Annotated in this window: 15 protein-coding genes; 4 read left to right on the forward strand and 11 right to left on the reverse strand. The window is 38.2% G+C overall.

What is annotated here, in order from left to right:
- Positions 1 to 55 precede the first annotated feature (55 nt).
- The 6 genes from ABD917_RS02745 to ABD917_RS02770 all read right to left on the reverse strand — a co-directional run bounded on the left by ABD917_RS02745 (position 56) and on the right by ABD917_RS02770 (position 6,352).
- Positions 56 to 1,465 (reverse strand): FAD-binding oxidoreductase, encoded by a 1,410-nt coding sequence (locus ABD917_RS02745; protein ID WP_345118566.1) that lies wholly within the window; start codon positions 1,463 to 1,465, stop codon positions 56 to 58.
- A 2-nt stretch (positions 1,466 to 1,467) separates the two neighbouring features.
- The gene (locus ABD917_RS02750) at positions 1,468 to 2,430 is read right to left on the reverse strand and encodes an L-threonylcarbamoyladenylate synthase (protein WP_345118567.1); all 963 of its coding nucleotides are present in this window, start codon (positions 2,428 to 2,430) and stop codon (positions 1,468 to 1,470) included.
- Entirely contained in the window at positions 2,427 to 3,068 is a 642-nt protein-coding gene (locus ABD917_RS02755) for a ribonuclease HII (RefSeq protein WP_345118568.1), read from the reverse strand. The genes ABD917_RS02750 and ABD917_RS02755 overlap by 4 nt, the downstream gene beginning before the upstream one ends.
- Before the next feature lie 292 nt (positions 3,069 to 3,360).
- Positions 3,361 to 4,254, reverse strand: coding sequence for a 4-(cytidine 5'-diphospho)-2-C-methyl-D-erythritol kinase (locus tag ABD917_RS02760; RefSeq protein ID WP_345118569.1), 894 nt, complete (start codon positions 4,252 to 4,254; stop codon positions 3,361 to 3,363).
- A 266-nt stretch (positions 4,255 to 4,520) separates the two neighbouring features.
- Complete coding sequence (locus ABD917_RS02765; protein WP_345118570.1) at positions 4,521 to 5,369, reverse strand: S49 family peptidase; 849 nt, start codon at positions 5,367 to 5,369, stop codon at positions 4,521 to 4,523.
- A gap of 191 nt (positions 5,370 to 5,560) precedes the next feature.
- Positions 5,561 to 6,352 carry a tRNA1(Val) (adenine(37)-N6)-methyltransferase gene (locus ABD917_RS02770; protein ID WP_345118571.1) on the reverse strand — a complete coding sequence of 264 codons (792 nt, stop codon included), beginning with the start codon at positions 6,350 to 6,352 and terminating at the stop codon, positions 5,561 to 5,563.
- Between the two features lie 164 nt (positions 6,353 to 6,516).
- Here ABD917_RS02770 and ABD917_RS02775 point away from each other — a divergent pair, with 164 nt between their 5' ends.
- From ABD917_RS02775 to glyS, 4 genes are all read left to right on the forward strand, one after another.
- The gene (locus ABD917_RS02775) at positions 6,517 to 7,593 is read left to right on the forward strand and encodes a polyprenyl synthetase family protein (protein WP_345118572.1); all 1,077 of its coding nucleotides are present in this window, start codon (positions 6,517 to 6,519) and stop codon (positions 7,591 to 7,593) included.
- Between the two features lie 94 nt (positions 7,594 to 7,687).
- Positions 7,688 to 9,385: a tetratricopeptide repeat protein gene (locus ABD917_RS02780; RefSeq protein WP_345118573.1), complete on the forward strand. Its 1,698-nt coding sequence runs from the start codon at positions 7,688 to 7,690 to the stop codon at positions 9,383 to 9,385.
- 120 nt (positions 9,386 to 9,505) lie between these two features.
- On the forward strand, positions 9,506 to 10,456 hold the full coding sequence (locus tag ABD917_RS02785; protein WP_345118574.1) for a glycine--tRNA ligase subunit alpha: 951 nt from the start codon (positions 9,506 to 9,508) through the stop codon (positions 10,454 to 10,456).
- On the forward strand, positions 10,449 to 12,671 hold the full coding sequence (gene glyS, locus ABD917_RS02790) for a glycine--tRNA ligase subunit beta (protein ID WP_345118575.1): 2,223 nt from the start codon (positions 10,449 to 10,451) through the stop codon (positions 12,669 to 12,671). Before ABD917_RS02785 ends, glyS begins: the two co-directional genes overlap by 8 nt.
- An 858-nt stretch (positions 12,672 to 13,529) precedes the next feature.
- On the opposite strand, the gene ABD917_RS02795 is transcribed toward glyS, so the two are convergent.
- From ABD917_RS02795 to ABD917_RS02815, 5 genes are all read right to left on the reverse strand, one after another.
- The gene (locus ABD917_RS02795) at positions 13,530 to 14,024 is read right to left on the reverse strand and encodes a F0F1 ATP synthase subunit B (protein WP_345118576.1); all 495 of its coding nucleotides are present in this window, start codon (positions 14,022 to 14,024) and stop codon (positions 13,530 to 13,532) included.
- Positions 14,025 to 14,035: 11 nt separating this feature from the next.
- Positions 14,036 to 14,602, reverse strand: a complete 567-nt coding sequence (locus ABD917_RS02800) for a F0F1 ATP synthase subunit B (RefSeq protein ID WP_345118577.1) — start codon at positions 14,600 to 14,602, stop codon at positions 14,036 to 14,038.
- 133 nt (positions 14,603 to 14,735) lie between these two features.
- Positions 14,736 to 14,966, reverse strand: coding sequence for a F0F1 ATP synthase subunit C (locus ABD917_RS02805; protein WP_006589457.1), 231 nt, complete (start codon positions 14,964 to 14,966; stop codon positions 14,736 to 14,738).
- 54 nt (positions 14,967 to 15,020) lie between these two features.
- The gene (locus ABD917_RS02810) at positions 15,021 to 15,779 is read right to left on the reverse strand and encodes a F0F1 ATP synthase subunit A (protein ID WP_345118578.1); all 759 of its coding nucleotides are present in this window, start codon (positions 15,777 to 15,779) and stop codon (positions 15,021 to 15,023) included.
- 7 nt (positions 15,780 to 15,786) lie between these two features.
- Positions 15,787 to 16,212 (reverse strand): AtpZ/AtpI family protein, encoded by a 426-nt coding sequence (locus tag ABD917_RS02815; protein WP_345118579.1) that lies wholly within the window; start codon positions 16,210 to 16,212, stop codon positions 15,787 to 15,789.
- Positions 16,213 to 16,443: the final 231 nt, after the last annotated feature.

The following is a 16,443-nucleotide window of genomic DNA, read 5'->3' on the forward strand; positions in this document are numbered from 1 at the left end:
TTTTTGGTTATTGAAATCTAAATAAACCCACATGATAAAATTCACTTCTTTTGAATTATAAGACTTTTCCAGGATTCATAATTCCTAAAGGATCGAGTATTTTCTTAATCCCTCGCATAATATCCAAAGCAATAGGTGATTTGAAAGCGCGAAGTTCCTCGCGCTTAAGTTGCCCAATTCCATGCTCAGCAGAAAATGCTCCTTGATAGTGCATCACTAAACTATGAATCCTATGGTTCATTGGTGACCATAATTGCAAAAATACTGCAGGATCAGATCCAATAGGTTGGGTAATATTATAATGCAAATTTCCATCGCCCATGTGACCAAAACAAACAACCCGCGCACCTGGAACGATCTCTTCAACAATACGTGCTGCCTCGGAGATAAAATGAGGAATGGACGCAACAGGTACCGCAATATCGTGCTTAATGGATGCTCCCACTAATTTCTGTGCAGGTGATATACTTTCACGCAATTGCCAAAAAAAATCTTGCTGCTTTAATGATTGTGCAACAACTGCATCTTCTATCACAGCATCCTTTAAAGACTCTTCCAAAATAATGCTAAGCACTGATGATGCCTCATCATCACCCTGTAATGATGAAATATTAATCAATACATACCATTCATACTCATGTTCAAGAGGAGACCTCTCACACATCTTGTAGTCTAAAGCCATCTGTAAACTTAGTTTTCCCATGAGTTCAAAACCCGTCAACATCCTCCCTCCATGACATTGCGCAAGAGATAAAAACTCAAGAGCCTTAGCTGGACTACATAAACCAACCAAAGCAACTGCTTTTCCTTTAGGTCTTGGAAAAAGTTTTAAGACTGCTGCTGTTATAACTCCTAAAGTACCTTCGGCACCAATAAAAAGATTTTTTAAATCATAACCACTATTGTCTTTCTTAACAAAACGCAAATCATCCAAAATACGACCGTCAGGCAAAACAACTTCCAAACCAAGACAAAGTTCACGCATATTGCCATAAGCTAAAACAGCTGTCCCTCCAGCGTTAGATGAAAGATTTCCCCCTATCTGGCAAGAACCTTCTGAAGCCAAAGAAAGAGGGAAAAAACGATCTGCTTCATCTGCTTTTTTCTGTAAGTCTTGTAAAATAACTCCAGCCTCCACCACAGCAAAATTTCCCTCAAGATCTATGCATCTTATCTTGTTTACTCGTTCCATCGATAAAAGAATGCTGTTCCCACTTTCATCTGGTTGTTGACCGCCTACAAGACCTGTATTTCCCCCCTGAGGCACAATTGGTGTACGTGATTGGCTAGCAAGCTGCATAATCGTCGATACTTCTGTAATAGAAGATGGCCGTAAAAGTAATGGGGTCTTTCCATGAAATCGTCCGCGTTCTTCAAGTAAATAGGGTGCAATCAATGCCTGATCCGTTATAGCATGCCCAATACCAACAATTTTTGTAAATTTCTCAATTAACTCGTGCTCCATCTTCATTCCTCCCTTGGAGCTGCTGCACGCATGAGACGCTCATTAATAGCTTCACCTAATCCATGTGCTGGAATAGGTTCTACTGCAATAGATCTCACCCTTAATGAATCCAATTCCCTCATATACTGAAATAAATGTGAGGCAGCCTCTTCCAACTGCCCACTCTCGCTCAGATTTAAAACAGAAATAGCATTTTCAGCCCCCATAATACGTTTTTTACCAAATGCTAAAAGGGCTTCATCACTTTCAACCTTATCCACATTTAAACGAATTGCAGCGTTTGGCGCATAATGCGACTTTAACATGCCTGGTGCTTCAATTGCAGCCCGCTGATCTATTCGTTTTAACGATCTTCCAGCAACTTCTTCAATCTCTTGCGCCACAAGCCCGCCAGGACGCAAAAGGTAAATATTTTCATCACAAACCTTAATAATTGTTGATTCAATCCCTATTTTACAAAATCCTCCGTTAAGTATCAAAGGAACAGATGTCCCTAAAGATGCAAAAACAGCTTCAGCAGACGTGGGACTAAGACGTCCTGATTGATTTGCACTAGGAGCAGCAAGAGGTCGACCAACATATTCTACAATCTCTGCAAAACGACTATTTGGAAAACGAATAGCCAGTGTATCCAAACCAGTAGTCGTTAAAGGATGGATATTATGCTGTGCCTTTAAAGGGAGAACGAATGTTAAAGGTCCTGGCCAAAATACCTCCATTAATCGACGCGAAAGACAATCAATTTCAACATAGTGTTGTGCCATGTCAATGCTACTGACATGAGCAATAAGAGGATTAAACTGCGGACGCCTCTTCGTCAAAAAGATAGAAGCTACTGCCTTCCCATTGGTTGCATCACCTGCCAATCCGTAGACCGTTTCTGTTGGTAGAGCGACTAACTTTCCCTGTTTAAGAAGTGTAACAGCCTCCTTTATTGAAGCGCTATTGAGAGGTAGAATTGTCATAAAACATCATTCCTATAACGCCCCTTGAGAGGTGCAAAACTATAACGATGCAATCCTACAATTGGCCCATATTTATCAAGAGCAGTACGATGAGCTAGCGTTGCATAACCTACATGCTTTTCTAAACCATAGCCTTTATAAATTTGCCCTGCCTGTTCCATCATCCGATCCCGTGTTACTTTAGCAATAATAGATGCTGCTGCAATTGAAACCGAACGTTGGTCGCCTTTAATCAAAGCAGTTGCTGGGCATGGTAACTCAGAAGGAGTATCGCGTCCATCAATGAGTGCATAATGAACTTGAACTGCTAATCCTGTAAGACAGCGACGCATTGCTTCTAAAGTTGCTTTTCTAATATTAGACTGATCAATCGTATGAGCGCAAAGACTAGCAATTGAAATTGCTAATGCATTTTGTAAAATCTCATTGTACAATCTCTCACGTTGTAGAAAAGATAGTTTTTTTGAATCATTTAGCCCATGAGGAATATGATCTTTATCCAAAATAACTGCCGCAGTTACTATAGGACCAGCAAGAGGTCCACGTCCTACCTCATCAACACCCGCAATATGAAAAAAACCTCGGCTTTGCAAAGCTAGCTCATATGAAAAATCTGGTTGAAATGATAGATTAGACATTTTTTATAAATCACAAATACAAAGAAACATATCGATTTTACAGCCTGCTTTTTCTGCACACCTTATAGTAAAAATAACTTTCCAATCATCACCGTAAACTCTTGCGCAAATACAAAAATAACAGAGCTTAATTATGGAATCTTCTGCACTACTCTCTAATTCCTTCGCTGAAATACTAGTCTAGCATGTGCTTATCTGAGCGAGAAAACAAAAAATACCTATTTTCTTACCTCATCTTTCCATTGTACATGATAAAACCTTTATCAAATAAATCCCTCTTTACCTTTATCTCTTAAATCTTTCCTAATGTCATAAGAGGTTGCACAAACCAATTTGGATGCATCAATTTGATAAAAACAGCTGCTTTTTGTGCTGCTTGCTGATTCTTAAAAATACCAAAACAAGTTGCCCCCGTCCCCGACATACGAGAAAAAAGAGACCCACACTCATCTAATATAGATAACACCTCCTTTAATTGAGGTGCAATTTTTAAGGCAGGAGCCAAAAGATCATTGCGCGTTTCTTGTAAAGCCTCAACCAATGTTTCAACTGTCTTCAAAGCTGCTGGATCAATTTTCAAAGGAGAATGGTTGCGCTTTTCTAAAGCCTTAAAAACAGCTTTCGTTTCAATCTGTTGGCCATGATTCACTAACACCATTGCAAGAGCGCAAGCTTCCTTTATTCGTGTAATATCCTGACCAATTCCTTTTACAAAAAGTGGCTGCTGATATTCCAATGCCAAAAGACACATTGGCACATCAGCACCAAGAACTAAGCTCATTTCTGCTAATTTTTCATAAGAAAAATCAACATTCCACTGTTGACGCAATATACTTACAACAGCAGCTGCATCACCTGAACCACCTCCAATACCTGAAGCAACAGGCAATGTTTTAACAAGTTTTAAAAAAGCTGGTCTAGCACTTTCAGGAAATGTATTGCGCATAAAATCACGTGCACGAATAACCAAATTGTCTGAATCAGCAATAAGTCTTTTTGCAAACGGACCGGATAAAACAAAGCGATCTTTTTCACATGGGACATAACTTAAACAATCACCACTAAGACTAAAATAAACCAAACTTTCTATTAAATGATAACCATCCGTACGCTGTCCAACAACATGCAAAGCTAAATTTAGCTTAATGGGGGTAAATACAAATGACCTTTGAAAAAGCTCGCACATCCAATATTATCTGACGTAATATTCACCGGTATAGGTATTCTTTACCAATGTGCCTCGTTTTTTTGCACTAGACTCAGCCTCTTCTATTTCCCCCCCTCGTAATATTTTCTGCAATCGCTTCTTCATTAAATAATAAATATGAAACGCTGCCATAAATAATAAACTGAATGCAATCATTCGTATCATTTCAAGTTTGTTCTTTCTCACAACTGCCTTTAGACAAAATTACTACCTCTCTTAAGTCTCTCTTTAAATTACCTCCCTCATTACAAACCATAACGTTGCCAAAGTGCACGCTCTTGTACTGCTATAAAAGCACAATCAACTGCGGTAGAAACCGCATGTGCTGTAACTCCAGCAGGCGCTTTAGGTCCCAAAAGACTTTTTGGAGGTGTAATTAATCGAAGTTTTGTATCATCCCCAAATCGTTCCTTAATAACAGATCGTATATCATTCAATCCATCAACAAGGCCAAGCTCAACTCCCTTTTTTCCACTCCAAAACATTCCTGTAAAAATATCTGGATCATTTGATAACTTCGCTGCACGCCGCTCTTTGACTAAATCAATAAAAGTTTGATGAACCTCGAGCTGTAGAGATTTCAAATGCTCAATATCTGCTTTCTTTTCAGGCTGAAATGGATCCAACGTAACCTTATTCTTTCCTGCCGTATAAACACGCCGCTCAATACCAACTTTCTTCAAAAGTTCAGGAAAACCAAAGGATGTTGAAACAACCCCTATAGAGCCCACAATCGAAGAAGGGTCAGCAAAAATTTCATCCCCCGCACAAGCAATCATATAGCCACCCGATGCAGCTACATCTTCAATAAATACAAAAACCTGTTTCTTTTTTTCCTCTGCTAAATCACGGATACGCTTAAAAATAAAACGTGATTGCACAGGAGAACCACCAGGAGAATTAAGAACAAGTGCAACAGCTGGTGCTTTTTTGTATGAAAAAGCTTTGTCTAAAAGATTCGCACACCTCCCCAAGGAAAGCGTCCGTGACATCAGTGTCGTTGAATCCATAATCGCCCCATGAAGGCGCACCACAGGGATTTCAAGTTTACTAGAATAAAAACGATGCGGAATAAGATTTTTGATAACTTCCATCAAAACAAAACTTCCTTATAAGCTAGGAGAAAAGATAAAGTAATAAAAAGGGAACAACATAACTAAACACAAAATTGGCTACACAAGTCCAAAATATAGTATCACATCCCACTTCACTCAAAATCTAAATCTCCTTTAGAGGGTTAAAGGTTAAGTTTGAATTTAAATAATAACTTGAAAAATACAAGATATCATTTAAAAAGTTCCCAAAAACTTATACATCCATTATTGATTGCATCAATCTGCGGTGAAAAAGCGTGTCTGTTATCCTCATGCATAATCAATGCTGGTAATATAGACAGAGCCGCTCTACTTCCTCGTTTTGCATAAAATAAAACACGAATTGCTGGTGTTGTTGCACGTGCATGAACGGGAATGATACAGATACCACCAAAGCGTCCTTTTAAAGCGTAGAGAATATCATTTAGTGATCGCGGACGTGCAATTAACCCTAAATATCCACCTGGCTTAACAATTGCTGCTGCACTTCGTAACCAATGATCAAACATGTCTTCAGACATAACATGTGCCTCAGACTTTTGTTTATCAGGTGTTTTACGATCGGCAGGATTGTTAAAAGGTGGATTTATAATCGCAAAATCAAAAGAATTGTCCACCAATCCTACTTCTAAACGATTCTTCCCTTTCAAAGTAACATCTGCTTCTAATAAACAAATTCGCTCAGCTAGTCTTTCATTCTGTTTAAGCATAAGCGTTTTGTGTGCATAAGATACCATAAAAGCTGAGCGTTCAACCAATGTAACATGAACTTGTGGACAACGCGCCGCAACTGCTAACCCTGCTGCACCAGCCCCCGCTCCTAAATCAACAACTTTGCCCTTTAAATTACTGGGAACCAAACTGGCTAATAACATAGCATCCATCCCTGAACGATGACCTTGGATGCGTGGTTGAACCAAATAAAATTTCCCACGATGAAAACTGTCTATGGTTTCATCATTCTGATTCGTTGTTTTATCCATTTATTAAAGCCTAAGGTTTATTAAATTGCATTTTTCTTATTCAGTGCTTTAAACAAAGCTGTCGCCAACTTTTACTCTTGAATCTCATCACAACAACATTACACAAACTTAAAAACATTTCTTGCAATATCATCCAAAGCTTGTGTCAAAACAAAACCCCCTTTATGTTAGGGGGCAAAATAGAATTCATATATGTCCATTGCAATACTCTGGGAGTAAACATATTGCGTGTAGCTACAAAACTAGATCAAACAAAAAATAATCAAATATCCCTTCAATCTCTCATGAGTCTTACTCAAAATGATATGGAGTGCGTCAACCAATTGATCCTCTCTATGGCAAAATCAGAGGTTGAAATGATCCCTGAAATTTCCAACCATCTTATTTCATCAGGTGGAAAACGGTTACGTCCAATGATCACATTAGCTTCCGCTCATCTGTTTGGTTATCAAAATGATGGGCATATAAAACTTGCAACAGCCGTTGAATTTATGCATACAGCAACCTTATTACATGATGATGTAATTGATGAGAGTGAGTTACGACGAGGGAAGTCTACTGCGCGAATGATTTGGGGAAATCAAGCAAGCGTACTTGTTGGTGATTTTCTATTGGGACAAGCTTTTAAAATGATGGTTGATGTTGGTTCTATAAAAGCACTCTCTGTCCTTGCAAATGCTGCTGCAATTATTGCTGAGGGAGAGGTAATGCAACTTTCTGCTGCAAAAAATATCGAAACCAGTGCTTCAGACTATCTCAAAGTCATCAATGCGAAAACAGCCGCACTTTTTTCAGCTGCCGCTGAAGTCGGACCAATTATTGCTGGCTACGGAGATAAAGAGCGTTCTGCATTGCGCGAATATGGAACATTGCTAGGACTAGCTTTCCAATTGATTGATGATGCACTTGATTATGGTGGTTCTGCTCAAAATTTGGGAAAAAATATAGGAGATGATTTTAGAGAAGGAAAAATCACAATGCCTGTTATCCTCGCATATGCACGGAGTAATACGGTAGAGAAAACATTCTGGAAACAAGCTCTTGAAGATGGTAATAATAATAATGAATCCTTTTCACACGCACGGCACTTGATCGAAAAATATGATAGCCTTACAGACACAATAGAACAAGCATGTCTTTATGGAACCCGTGCAATTGAGGCTCTTTCTTCCATAGACAAAAATCCTGCTCACAATGCTCTCGTTGAGGCTGTTGATTTTTGTATTGCACGTGTAAACTGATAGTTCGCAAGAAACATAATATTTTTCAACAAAGTAATTGGACATGATCTATAAACCATACAATCCATCGATTATCTTGAAAAGGATTAGCTCTATGTGCAATGCAAAAATATCCCGCTTTTTAACGTTCTTTATCATCGCGGGTATCATGCTGGTGCCATCAGCCACCTTTAGCAAAATAAACACCACCATAAATGCGACATCGTTTACAGGAGCATATTTAGCTGGAAGGGTCGCAAATCATGAAAATCAAATAGATCTTGCCATCAATTATTTTAAACAAGCACTCTCTTATAAACCTGATAACATTGAAACACAAAAAGAGCTCCTTGAGGCTATGCTCTCTGTGGGAAACTTTAAAGAAGCTGTTCAGCAAGCAATAAAGCTTAAAGATAAAAACATTATAACTCCCTTTGTTTCTTTGACGTTGTCGATAGAAAGTCTTATCAAAAAAGATTACAAAAATGCCCAACTTCTTTTGCAATTGAAAGAACCTCCTGCACTCAATAATCCAATACCTGAACTCATCGGTGCATGGGTCACATTCGGTTCTGGACAAAAAACTCAAGCGATTGCTCATCTTGAAAAAATCAAAGGACCTGTCTGGTATGACCTTTTTATACATTATCATCTTGCGCTTATGAACGACCTTGCAGAACGTAGAGAAGAAGCAAAAAAATATTTCATACGAGCACTCAATAACAAACAAGGGAATCTTATAGCCCCTAATACCTATGAGCGTATTATTATAGCCTACGCCTCATTTCAATTACGCCATAATATGCGCAATCAGGCTCTTCAAACTATCAAATATGGAGAACAAATGTTGTCTGGCCGAGAGGCCCTTACAAATATCCGAAAAAAAATTGAAAAAGGCGCTTCTTTAGAAAGGTTAGTTAAAACACCTCAACAAGGAGCTGGTGAGGTATTGTATAACTTTGGAACAGCTCTCAATTACAAAAACTCAGGACAAATTGCACGTATTTTCAAACAGTTATCTTTTACCTTATATCCTCAAAATGATGCAACGTTGTTTCAACTTGCGCATATTTCTGCTAAATTAGATAATCCTTATCAAGCAATGAAACTTTACCGCGCCTTACCGCCTAAGTCCCCTTATTATAAAGATGGACAGCTCCATCTTGCATTTCTTCTGGCAAATCATAATAATTACAATGAAGCTATCAAATTACTTAACGCGTTAAATAAAAAATTCCCCAATGATCGTGCCATGCTGATAACGTTGGCTGCTTTCTATATGCAAGATCATAAATTTTTAGAAGCTACTCAAGTTCTAAATCATGCTATTGCGCAGATAAAAAATTTTCAACGAGATGATTGGAAGCTTTTTTATCAGCGTGGTATTGCCTTTGAGCATCTAGATCAATGGCCAAAAGCTGAGATTGACCTGCGAAAAGCACTTGAATTTGTTCCAAATCAACCACAAGTTCTTAATTATCTAGCCTATTCCCTTGTTGATCGTGGTCAAAAACTTGAAGAATCGCTCCACATGCTACAGAAAGCTTCTGCTTTACAGCCGCAAAATAGTTATATTCTAGACTCTCTAGGATGGGCCTATTACAAGCTTAAGCAATATAACAAAGCTGTGCAAATATTAGAAAATGCTGTTAAATTACAACCTGAAGATCCAACATTAAATGATCATTTAGGCGATGCCTATTGGCAAGTGGGGAGAAAACGTGAAGCAATCTTTCAGTGGAATCATGCAATTGATAGCGAAGCAAAAGACTCCCAAAAAATCGAAAAAAAATTGAAATTTGGCTTGCAATAAACAACGATGCTTGACCACAAGCTCATGAAATAATAGACAATAACAGAGGCTGAAATTCTTTTGATTTCTGTCTATTGCTTAAATATTAGAGAGTATAAAGTATTTTAAAGAGTATAAAGTGTGAAACTGCCTGAACATCTTAATCCAAAACGTTCTTTTCAGGGACTTATCTTAGCTTTGCAAAATTATTGGGCTCATTATGGATGCGCAATTTTGCAACCTTACGATATGGAAGTTGGAGCTGGAACTTTTCATCCATCCACCACACTGCGCTCTCTTGGACCACGCCCTTGGAAAGTGGCTTACGTCCAACCTTCTCGACGCCCAACAGATGGGCGATATGGTAAAAACCCAAATCGCTTACAGCACTATTATCAATTTCAAGTCCTTCTAAAACCCTCTCCTGCCAATTTACAAGAACTTTATATCAAGTCGCTACAAGCTATTGGTCTTGATACAAAACTTCATGATATTCGTTTTGTTGAAGATGATTGGGAAAGTCCAACGCTTGGAGCTTGGGGACTTGGATGGGAGTGTTGGTGTGATGGAATGGAAATTTCTCAATTTACTTATTTTCAACAAGTGTGCGGGATTGAATGCGCTCCAGTTTCAGGAGAACTCACCTATGGGCTTGAGCGCTTAGCAATGTATATCCAAGGTGTTGATAATGTTTATGATCTCAACTTTAATGGCTTAGATGGAAAAGACAAAATAAGTTATGGAGATATTTTTTTACAAGCAGAACAAGAATATTCATACTATAATTTCGAATTTGCTGATACCAATCTCCTCCATCAACATTTTATCGATGCAGAACGCGAATGTATTGCACTTCTTGAGGCAGGAAAACCAAATTGTGAAAACGGCTTGCACTTGTGTGTTTTTCCAGCTTATGATCAATGTATTAAGGCAAGCCATATCTTTAATCTTTTACAGGCACGTGGCGCTATTTCTGTAACTGAGCGACAAAGCTACATATTGCGTGTTCGTGATCTCGCACGCCGCTGTGGAGAAGCCTTTTTATGCACTAAAGCAGGACAAGCCATATCAAAGGAGAAGCCTGATGTCTGATCTTCTTCTTGAACTTTTCAGCGAAGAAATTCCTGCACGTATGCAACAAAAAGCTGCCACTGATCTCAAGAAATCTGTAACAGATCAACTTGTCAATGCAGGCTTAACCTATAAAGCGGCCCGTGAATATTGGACCCCACGTCGGTTAACATTAGACATCCGTAGTCTTTCACTGCGTTCAAAAGATATCCATGAAGAACGTAGAGGACCCAGTACAAAATCACCACAACATGTGATTGATGGCTTTCTACGCTCAACAGGACTAAGTGATATTTCTGAAGCACATATTGCGCATGATAGTAAAAAAGGTGATTTTTATATTGCTAAAATCATAAAAAAAGGCCGGAATGCAGAGGAAATTATTGCTGATATTGTACCGAATATTATTCGCAACTTCCCATGGCCGAAATCTATGCGCTGGGGAAAAGATTCAGAAAAAAGTGGTGCATTGAAATGGATTCGCTCTTTACAGAATATCCTTTGCATCTTTGGACCAGAAATTGGTGAAACACATGTTGTTCCCTTTACTGTTGGTTCCCTTAAAAGCAATAATCTGACCTACGGGCATCGTTTTTTAAGTGATGAGAAACCAATCCAAATACGCCGCTTTGAAGATTATATCGCCAAGCTCGAGGCTCATAAAGTTATCCTTGACGCTGAAAGGCGAAAGAATATTATTTTGGCAGATGCCCAAAATCTTTGCTTTGCAAATGGCTTAGAACTGGTTCAGGATAGTGCCCTTTTAGAAGAAGTCGCAGGACTCGTTGAGTGGCCTGTGGTGCTTATGGGGGATTTTGACAAATCTTTCCTCGATATTCCTGCAGAAATTATTCGCTTAACCATTCGGGCTAATCAAAAATGTTTTGTAACTCGAAAACAAGGTGAAACAAACAAGCTTTCTCATCATTTTATTCTTGTTTCTAATATCCTTGCTCGTGATGAGGGTAAGGAAATTTCCAAAGGAAATAGCAAAGTTGTTCGTGCTCGTCTTTCTGATGCCCTCTATTTTTGGCAAACAGACCAGCATGATTTACCTGATATTAAAAACTTAGAAGCTTCTGTAAAAAAATTTGATCTTGATTTACAAAAGCCTCTCGACCAAAGAATGGCACGACTCGATCATTTAAATGTAACTTTCCATGCAAAATTGGGTACGCAAGGTGCAAGAGTCGAACGTATTGCTGCACTCGCACAAAAAATTGCCCCTTTGATGCAAGCAGATCCTTTGCTAGCGAAACGAGCAGCAGTACTTGCAAAAGCTGATTTGCAAACAGAAATCGTTGGCGAATTTCCTGAACTACAAGGTATCATGGGACATAAATACGCTCTTCTTCAAGGAGAAAATCCCCGCGTAGCTGAAGCAATTGAAGACCACTACAAACCTCTTGGTCCAACAGATCGTATTCCGCAAGAACCTCTTGCTATAACAATTGCACTGGCTGATAAAATTGACATGCTGGTTGGTTTTTGGCTGATTCATGAAAAACCAACTGGATCGAAGGATCCCTACGCATTAAGACGAGCGGCATTGGGAATTATTAGACTTGTTCTTTTGCATGACTGGAAAATTAATCTTATGCCATTGTTTCATTTGGCTGCAAATCTTTTTTTACAACAAAAAAACAAATATGCAATATTTCAAAGGGAAGATACACAATCACCAATTCACTTTCTAGAAAAAGTAGAATATATTTTATCAGATCTGTTGGTCTTTTTTCATGAGCGTTTGAAAATCTATCTCAAAGAGGAAGGTGCGCGCTATGATGCTATCGAAGCAGTCTTAAGTAAAGGTGCTGATGATTTTTTGTGCGTCACACGTCGTGTTGAAGCACTCATCGTTTTTATCAATACAAGTCATGGAAGCAGTTTTTTAGCCGCTATGAAACGCACCGTAAACATTCTTGAGAATGAATTTCAAAAAAATACAATCATAACAAATGAAATTAACCCTGAACTCTTTATTGAAACAGAAGAAAGACAACTCTATCAAGCAATCACTGAAATAGAAGATAAAATTTGTGATGACATTAGTGCAACAAACTTATCACACACACTCAATATACTAACGCCACTAGGAAAATTGATTGATAGATTTTTCGAAAAAGTATTGGTGAATGATAAAAATCCCAATATTCGTACTAATCGCCTCGCCCTTCTTGGACGTATCTATACCACTACAAAAGCGGTCGTGGACTTTTCAAAACTTGTAGTCTAAAATTTAAACACTTTCTCAACTGAGAAAATGCTAAAGTAAAGCTTACCTCTTTTTGAAGAGTTTTTTTATTAAACATTCAAAAAAATATTATGGAAAAGTTTTAGTATAAGGTTTGAGAAAATTTCATTCATTGTAAAATTTGTAATGAAATGAACCTTTGACCTATTTTATGCTTTAAACGACCAAGTTTTTTATCAGTGCCTATCTGTCAACACTTCAGCTTCTTTTGACGAATTTCACTTAGCGATTCACTTCATAAGTTCTACAAAACAATCTACATACTGAACATTCATCTCTATACCTCATACAAACATCTCATGTATAAAATTTCATATACATTATATTACAGCCTTAAATGATAGCGTTTGATAGCATAAGAGAATACAATTGATTAAAAATTTTAGTAATTCTTCAAAAGACAACGAATGAATTAATAATAATAATATTTTAGATATTTAAATGAAAATATAAAACAAGTAAGAATATCTCTCTTCATGATGAAAAGAGACTTTCTTATCCTTCACAAAGAAAATAAATATACGGAAAAAACTCTTTGATAAGAAGATAAATATGCTTCTTATAAGCGTCTTAATACAAGAACAGTTGCAGCATCCTGAGATTATAAACAAAACAAAAAAATCTCGGTGTTTTCATAAAGGTAAAGATAACAGTCCCTTATAGATCGTTATGTTATCCCCTTCATGAGCAGCATTCCAAAATAAGCCTGAAAGCTGCAGAGACACTCCTCAATAAAGCATATTCATCAATACCGCCAAATAAATTCGAAAGGCACGAAATACTCAATTCCTCAAAAGTAATTGCACTGCAACGAACCAATTCTCTAAAAACCTCTAGCTATTAATTAAGATATGTTTTCATTTTAGTAAGGGATTCTTCACAAAGAGCCTCTTCAATAAGTTCATTCTCTTTGCTAGAAGTTAATTCTTTGACGATAAGCATACGAGCAACAGAAACGGCTAAATCAATAGCAGATGAAGAAACCATCCTTATCGCATCGGCTTCTGCTTGAGCAATTTTTTGCTCTGCCAACTTATTGCGGTTTCTCACATATTCTTCGGCTTTTGCACGCGCCTCAGCAACCACAGATGCAACTTCATGCTTGGCTGCTGCAATAATTTCTTGTGCATCCTTCTCTGCTTCCGCATGTTTGCGCTGATATTCAGCCAGCAATTCCTGCGCTTCTTCACGAAGGCGTAGAGCTTCATCAAGCTCATCTTTGATACGTTTTGCGCGTGCATCAAGATGGCTCACAGCCATCTGCGGAATTTTGAAATAGACCAAAAGAGCCAAAAAAAGAACTAATCCAACAAAAGCCCAAAAAGTATCAGTCATCTCTGTATCCTTTAGCAATCCGCAGCTTTAACAGTTGAATGAATAACCTCTTTGTTAACATCAACATCAATCAATTTTTTCACAATTTCAGAAGCCACTTCTTCAGCAATTGAGCCAACATTTTGCATAGCTTTATCTCGTATTTTTGCTATTTTTCTCTCAGCATCTGCTAGCTTTTTCTCTAAGCTTGCTTCAATTTCTTTTCGTTCAAGTTCAGCCTTTTCCTTTATCTCCTCACTAGCGGCCTGTGCAATAACATACGCCTTTGAACGTGCTTCTGCCAATTTGCGCTCGTAAGTTTCAACCACGGTATCTGCTTCTTGCTTCATACGCATGGCCTGATCCAAATCAGATGCGATTCGATCTCGACGTGTTTCAATAACCCCACCAATACGCGGTACAATCACACGAGAGATGAAGAGATAAAAAAGCCCAAAAGAAATTGCCAACCAAAAAAGATGTGAACCAAAATGCACAAAATCAAAAGGCGGGAATACACGATCTCCATGCCCTGCTGCATTCTTGATATGCTCTATCGATGTTTCAGTGGTCTGTGCATAAGCGCTGGAAAAAAACATCCTCTTTTATCCTTCAAACAACTTACTTAAAAGCTCTTGATACTGACGACAATTCATCCATATTCCTTCTGCTAAAAGCTAAAAGGGTATGTCTGCCTTTTAAGAAAAACCGACACACCCTCCTTTAAGCTAATTAAACTGCAAAAAGAAGCAACAAAGCAATGAGCAATGAAAAAATACCCAAAGCCTCTGTTACAGCAAAACCAAAAACGAGGCGGCCAAACTGACTATCGGCAGCAGATGGATTGCGTAACGCACCAGAAAGATAGCTACCAAAGATATTACCCAGACCTAAAGCTGTGCCCGCCATACCAAAGCAAGCAAGACCAGCACCAATATATTTTGCTGCAAGCACCAATTCCATGTTATTCTCCTTTAAAGCGAAATTATACCATTCGACGGAAAACCGCCAGTTTTATTAATGTCCTGGATGAACTGCATCATTAAGATACATACAAGTTAAAACTGTAAAGACATAAGCTTGAAGAAATGCAACTAAAAATTCAAGAGCAGTAATCGCTACGGTCATAATAAGCGGTAAAACCGAACCGCCAATGCCTATGACTCCTACCCCAATCATTGAAACTACAAAACCAGAAAATACTTTGAGAGTAATATGACCAGCAAGCATATTAGCAAAAAGACGAAGCGAAAGACTGATAGGACGAGAGAGAAAAGAAATAACCTCAATCATTGTCACAAGAGGCAAAATCATAACAGGAACACCACTGGGAACAAACAGCTTTAAAAAACCAATCCCATGTTTATAAAAGCCATAACCTATCACCGTCAAAATAACCAACATCGCCAGTGAAAACGTGATCATAATCTGAGAAGTAACCGTATAAAAATAAGGAAAAAGACCAATAAAATTAGCAACCAAAATAAAACTAAATAGGGAAAAAACCAAAGGAAAAAACTGCATTCCCTGTACCCCAGATGATTCTCGCAAAGTTGATGCAACAAACTCATACGCCATCTCTGAAAGAGACTGTATCCGTGTTGGAACTAATCCACGACTTGATGATGACATGAAAAGAAAAATTGACGTTACAACAACCGTCGCCACTGTAAAAAGTGATACATTTGTAAATGAAAAATCCATATTTCCTATGGAAATCTTAATCAGTCGCGAAACCTCAAACTGATGAATAGGATCTGGAGCGTGCGATGTCACTTCAACCTCATTTATCTGACCTTTTATTGGTCCCTTTATCTTGGCGCAATCCGCCTTTTTGCTCTAATTGACTGGGGGAGATATAACCCACAGACCGAAGAATATTTAATATACCAGCAGCAAATCCAAGAAAAAGAAAAAATACCAACCCCCATGGCAATGAACCTGCTATCTTATCAAACCCCAACCCCAAAACAACACCTACAATAATACTCGCCAAAAACTCACTGGAAAGCTTAACTGCACGTGCAATCCCACTTTGCTTCTCTTCCCCCTTTTTCTGATACTCTCGTCTCCTTAATGCCTGTTTACGCATTAAAGCTAAACCTAACTTCTGACTACGACATCCCAAATCCTCTGAATGAAAACAATCTCCTTGCTTTTTTCCTTCAGCTTCCTCTCTTGGCACGACGGGTTTGTCGCCCTTTGCCATCATCAGCTCCTTCGTTAAAAAGCAAAGTTAAAACACACTCTACAAAATTGTGAGCATCATATTGTTCGCGAATTTATTCGTCAAGACGCTAAAAGAAATCTATCACAATTTATCGTAATAAATGATATGCCTTCCCGTTTTATCAATCTCAATCACTTGTACATCTTAAAATAATGATCTCTCATCTGCGAATAATGCGTTTCTACCTCACCTAAACGAACTTCATCCCTT

This window comes from Bartonella pachyuromydis (genome assembly GCF_039543065.1).
In the GTDB taxonomy this organism is placed as follows: Bacteria; Pseudomonadota; Alphaproteobacteria; order Rhizobiales; family Rhizobiaceae; genus Bartonella; species Bartonella pachyuromydis.

What these genes read in the sequence shown, in the direction of transcription:
- ABD917_RS02765 (WP_345118570.1), bottom strand. Translation starts at nt 5,369, where the DNA reads ATGGAAGTTATCAAAAATCTTATTCCGCATCGTTTTTATTCTAGTAAA.
- ABD917_RS02800 (WP_345118577.1), bottom strand. Translation starts at nt 14,602, where the DNA reads ATGTTTTTTTCCAGCGCTTATGCACAGACCACTGAAACATCGATAGAG.
- ABD917_RS02775 (WP_345118572.1), top strand. Translation starts at nt 6,517, where the DNA reads ATGTTAGGGGGCAAAATAGAATTCATATATGTCCATTGCAATACTCTG.
- ABD917_RS02795 (WP_345118576.1), bottom strand. Translation starts at nt 14,024, where the DNA reads ATGACTGATACTTTTTGGGCTTTTGTTGGATTAGTTCTTTTTTTGGCT.
- glyS (WP_345118575.1), top strand. Translation starts at nt 10,449, where the DNA reads ATGTCTGATCTTCTTCTTGAACTTTTCAGCGAAGAAATTCCTGCACGT.
- ABD917_RS02770 (WP_345118571.1), bottom strand. Translation starts at nt 6,352, where the DNA reads ATGGATAAAACAACGAATCAGAATGATGAAACCATAGACAGTTTTCAT.
- ABD917_RS02780 (WP_345118573.1), top strand. Translation starts at nt 7,688, where the DNA reads ATGTGCAATGCAAAAATATCCCGCTTTTTAACGTTCTTTATCATCGCG.
- ABD917_RS02815 (WP_345118579.1), bottom strand. Translation starts at nt 16,212, where the DNA reads ATGGCAAAGGGCGACAAACCCGTCGTGCCAAGAGAGGAAGCTGAAGGA.
- ABD917_RS02750 (WP_345118567.1), bottom strand. Translation starts at nt 2,430, where the DNA reads ATGACAATTCTACCTCTCAATAGCGCTTCAATAAAGGAGGCTGTTACA.
- ABD917_RS02755 (WP_345118568.1), bottom strand. Translation starts at nt 3,068, where the DNA reads ATGTCTAATCTATCATTTCAACCAGATTTTTCATATGAGCTAGCTTTG.
- ABD917_RS02760 (WP_345118569.1), bottom strand. Translation starts at nt 4,254, where the DNA reads ATGTGCGAGCTTTTTCAAAGGTCATTTGTATTTACCCCCATTAAGCTA.
- ABD917_RS02745 (WP_345118566.1), bottom strand. Translation starts at nt 1,465, where the DNA reads ATGGAGCACGAGTTAATTGAGAAATTTACAAAAATTGTTGGTATTGGG.
- ABD917_RS02805 (WP_006589457.1), bottom strand. Translation starts at nt 14,966, where the DNA reads ATGGAATTGGTGCTTGCAGCAAAATATATTGGTGCTGGTCTTGCTTGC.